Annotated in this window: 4 protein-coding genes; 1 reads left to right on the top strand and 3 read right to left on the bottom strand. The window is 70.8% G+C overall.

What is annotated here, in order from left to right; genetic code table 11:
* The 3 genes from ACTWQJ_RS47910 to ACTWQJ_RS47900 form a co-directional block, all read right to left on the bottom strand.
* Positions 1-1,016 (bottom strand): NAD(P)/FAD-dependent oxidoreductase (locus ACTWQJ_RS47910; RefSeq protein WP_443312652.1); only part of this gene is annotated, 1,016 nt, incomplete at its 3' end.
* A gap of 177 nt (positions 1,017-1,193) precedes the next feature.
* Positions 1,194-1,628 (bottom strand): ATP-binding protein, encoded by a 435-nt coding sequence (locus ACTWQJ_RS47905; protein WP_224736644.1) that lies wholly within the window; start codon positions 1,626-1,628, stop codon positions 1,194-1,196.
* 117 nt (positions 1,629-1,745) lie between these two features.
* Positions 1,746-3,668, bottom strand: coding sequence for an AMP-dependent synthetase/ligase (locus ACTWQJ_RS47900; protein ID WP_443312651.1), 1,923 nt, complete (start codon positions 3,666-3,668; stop codon positions 1,746-1,748).
* A 152-nt stretch (positions 3,669-3,820) separates the two neighbouring features.
* Between ACTWQJ_RS47900 and ACTWQJ_RS47895 the strand changes: the two genes are divergently transcribed.
* On the top strand, positions 3,821-3,910 hold a 90-nt coding region (locus tag ACTWQJ_RS47895), incomplete at its 3' end, for a DUF6480 family protein (RefSeq protein WP_443312653.1).

Genomic DNA, 3,910 nt, shown 5'->3' with positions numbered 1-3,910 from the left:
TCGGCGACCTTCTTGCCCTGGCGCATGGCGTGCTGGGCCGTGGGCGGACAGATCGCGCCTTCCTCGCCCTTGGCCTTGTCGGGCACCGCGGCGGCGTCGCCGAGCGCGAACACGCCGTCGTGTCCCGGCAGGTTCATCTCGGCGGTCACGGCGAGCCGCCCGCGCACCGTCTCCGCACCGAGCGTGGCGATCAGCGGGCTCGCGACGACGCCCGCCGTCCAGATCAGCGTGTGGGTGGGGACCACCCGCCCGTTGGTGAAGGTCACCTCCTCGGGGCCCGCCTTGGCGATCGAGACGCCGAGGGAGATGTCGATGCCGCGCCCGCGCAGCACTTCCTGCGCGCTGCGGCCGAGCTTCTCGCCCAGTTCGGGCATCAGCCTGGGGGCGATGTCGATCAGGTGCCACTTGATCAGGTGCGGATCCAGCCGGGGGTAGCGCTTGACGGCGTTGTGGGTGAGGCGCTGCAGGCAGGCGGCCGTCTCGGTGCCTGCGTAACCGCCGCCGACGACCACGAACTGCAGCCGGGAGGCCCGCTCGGCGGGGTCGTGGCTGGCGTCGGCGAGGTCGAGCTGGGAGATGACGTGGTCGCGGATGTAGGCGGCCTCGGCGAGCGACTTCATGCCGAAGGCGTTGTCGACGAGCCCCGGGATGTCGAACGTGCGGGTGACGCTCCCGGGAGCCAGCACGATGTAGTCGTACGGCTCGTCGACGAGCTCGTCGGTGATCGTGCGGATGACGCAGACCTTGGCCTTCAGGTCCACGCCGATCGCTCCGCCCGGGATGATCCGCGTGCGGTACTTCCGGCTGCGGCGCAGGGACAGGGCGATGGACTGCGGTGTCAGCACACCGGAGGCGACCTGGGGCAGCAACGGCAGATACAGCTGGTAGGCGGACGGTGTCACCAGGGTGATGGCGGCCTCGTCGGGGGAGAGCCGGCGTTCCAGGCGCCGTACGCACTCCACTCCCGCGAAGCCCGCGCCCACCACCAGGATCCTGGGTCGTGTCACGATGTCCATCCCTTCCGCGGTTCCGGGGCGGTCTGCCTCGACGCCATGCGCGTGCCCTGGATCGTGGCTTCACACCTCATCGATCCCACCGTGCCCTCGGCCGCTGCGCCAGTCGGGCGCGGCAGGCAGACGAACGGCTGGAGACCAGCATGCCCGTTCGGACCGTGAATCGTGCCGGGCGGACGCTCACCAGGGCAGGAACGCGTGCACATCCTTGCCCTGATCGGCGGTCACCACACTGACCTGGTCGCACAGCGCATGGATCAGATGCCAGCCGATGCCTCCGCCGCCCTGGCTCGGACGGAACGGACGCGGAGCGGGCCGCGTGGTGCTGGTGTCGTGCAGGGTGACATGCACTCCGTCGTAGGTGCGGCGCATGCGCAACTGGAACGGACCCGGGGCGTACTGGACCGCGTTGGCGGCCAGCTCGGTGACCACCAGCAGGACGTCGTCCCACTGCTCGCGGGAGGACGGCGGCACGACACGCGCGAGGTCGCTCAGGAACCTCTCCGCGGCCAGGCGCGCACCCGTGACGTCGTGCGGCCCACCCGCGAAGCCGGTCGTGCGGCTCGGGATGCCCTGGGCAGCCAGTGTGTCGTCCCAACGCGGCTCGGTTGCCATGTCGCCCTTCCAGCCCTTCCCGTTCCAGGGCTGTCCCCGTGTCTCCTGCGCCCCCAGCTCCGCGAGTTCCCTGGGCGCGCCGACCCTACGCGTCCGACGGCGGGCCGGTCGGCGAGCTCATCGGAAGACGTTGTCCGAGTCGTCCAAGCCGTCCAAACCGTGCAAGCCCGACAGATCGTCCGCCACGCCCAGCCGGGGTGGTCGCGAGCGTGCCTGGTACATCGCGTCGATCTCCACCGCGTAGCGCTGCACGATCGCGTCCCTGCGCAGCTTCATCGAGGGCGTCAGCAGCCCGTTCGCCACGTCGAACGGCTCCGGCAGCACGCGGAACACCCGGATGGACTCCGAGCGCGACACCGTGCTGTTCGCCGCGGCGACCACCCGCGCGACCTCCTCGCGCAGCGCGTTCTCCTCCCGGGCCTCCCGCACCGGCGCGTCGCCCTGCAACAACAGCCCGGCCCGCCAGTGCACGAGGAACTCCGGGTCCAGGGTGATCAGGGCCCCCACGCACGGACGGTTGTCGCCCACGACGACCGCCTGGTGGACGAGCGGATGCATCCGCAGCCGCTGCTCCAGCGCCGCCGGCGCGACACTCTTGCCGCTGCTGGTGATGATGACGTCCTTCTTGCGGCCGGTGATCGTCAGATAGCCCTCGGAGTCCAGCCGGCCGAGGTCGCCGGTGGCCAGCCAGCCGTTCCCCAGTGCGGCCGTCGTCGCGGCCGGGTCGTTGACGTAGCCCTGGAACACCGACGGCCCACGCACCAGGATCTCCCCGTCCGCGGCCACCTGGATCTCCATGCCCGGCAGCGCCTGCCCGACCGTGCCCGACTTCTCCCGGCCCAGCGGCTGCATGGTGACCGCGGCGCTGGTCTCGGTCAGCCCGTACCCGTCGTGCACGTACATGCCGATGCCCTCGTAGAAGAGGGACAGTTCACGGCTGAGCGGCGAGCCTCCCGACGTGGCCCGGACCACCCTTCCGCCCAGCGCGGCCCGCAGCCTGCGGTACACCGTCCGCTCGTACAGCGCGTGCTGCAGCCGCAGATCGAGACCGGGCCCCGACCCGCGGCCCAGCCGCTGCCGCTCGGTGGCCGCGGCGAAGTTCCGGGCGGTCTCCGCGGCCCGCTCGAACAGTGCGCCGCGGCCCGACTGCTGGGCCGTCCGCAGGAAGTTCTTGTAGATCTTCTCGAAGAGCGACGGTACGCCGTAGAAGTACGTGGGCCGGAACGAGCGCAGCGCCGACGACAGCGCCTGCGGGCTCACATCGGGTACATGGCCCATCAGCAGGCCCCCGCGCATGCAGAGGCCCTGGATCATCAGACCGTACACATGGGAGAAGGGGAGGAAGACGAGGATCCGTCCCTGCTCCCCGGGGGGTGCCGCCGTGTGGCCCCAGCCCGCGAGGAGCGTGTCGCAGGGGCTCGCCATGTTCCGGTGGCTCAACGCACAGCCCAGCTGACGGCCCGACGTGCCCGAGGTGTAGGCGATCACCGCGGTGGAGTCCGGCAGCACGATCCGGCGCAGCGAGTCGACCGTTGCCGACGGGATGTACGCGCCGCGCGCGGCAAGCTCGTCCAGCGCGCCCGCGTCCAGCTGCCACACCTGCCGCAGGGACCCGAGCGTCGCACACACGGACCCGACCGTCATCACGCCCTGCTCGTCCTCGACCACCACGGCCACGCAGCCCGCGTCCCGGAGGATCCACTCGACCTGCTCGCGCGACGACGTCGGATAGATCGGCACGACCTCCGCGCCCACCGCCCACAGGGCGTAGCTGAGCACGGTCCACTCGTAACGGGTCCGGGCCATGATCGCCACGCGGTGGCCCGGAGAGATGCCGGATGCGACCAGGCCCTTGGCCAGATCGACCACTTCGTCGCGCAGTTCGACCGCGGTGACCTCCTCCCAGACGGTGGAGGAGGGGTCGGGGCGGCGTGCGATCAGCGGCAGGGTCGGATTGCGGGCCGCCGTCTCGAAGAGGCTGTCGGCGAGCCCGCCGGTCAGCGGCGAAACGCTCGGGGGAGCGAGGGCGAAGTCGCGCATGCGCTGCTCCTGATGTGTACGGGCTGTGACCCCGCCGACGAGAACTGTTATCGACGCTGGTCGAATCTAGCCCAGGTGAGACCGGTTCGTGCCAGGAACGGAGAACTGAACCCGTCCTGATGATCTCGGCGTGTTCGGGGGACTCGGAGGGCATGAGCCACACCAATCCCGATCCGGAGCCCGAGCGCACGACAGGCCTGGAACCGGGCGGCGGCGTACCCCCAGGGGAAACCCCAACCGCG

The sequence above is a fragment of the Streptomyces sp. KR55 genome (assembly GCF_052245645.1).
Taxonomy (GTDB): Bacteria; Actinomycetota; Actinomycetes; order Streptomycetales; family Streptomycetaceae; genus Streptomyces; species Streptomyces flavusporus.
Note: the sequence above shows the minus strand (reverse complement) of the source record. Positions and strands in the feature narration are given on the sequence as shown.

Coding starts and splice junctions, on each gene's coding strand:
- ACTWQJ_RS47900 (WP_443312651.1), bottom strand. CDS start 3,668: ATGCGCGACTTCGCCCTCGCTCCCCCGAGCGTTTCGCCGCTGACCGGC.
- ACTWQJ_RS47905 (WP_224736644.1), bottom strand. CDS start 1,628: ATGGCAACCGAGCCGCGTTGGGACGACACACTGGCTGCCCAGGGCATC.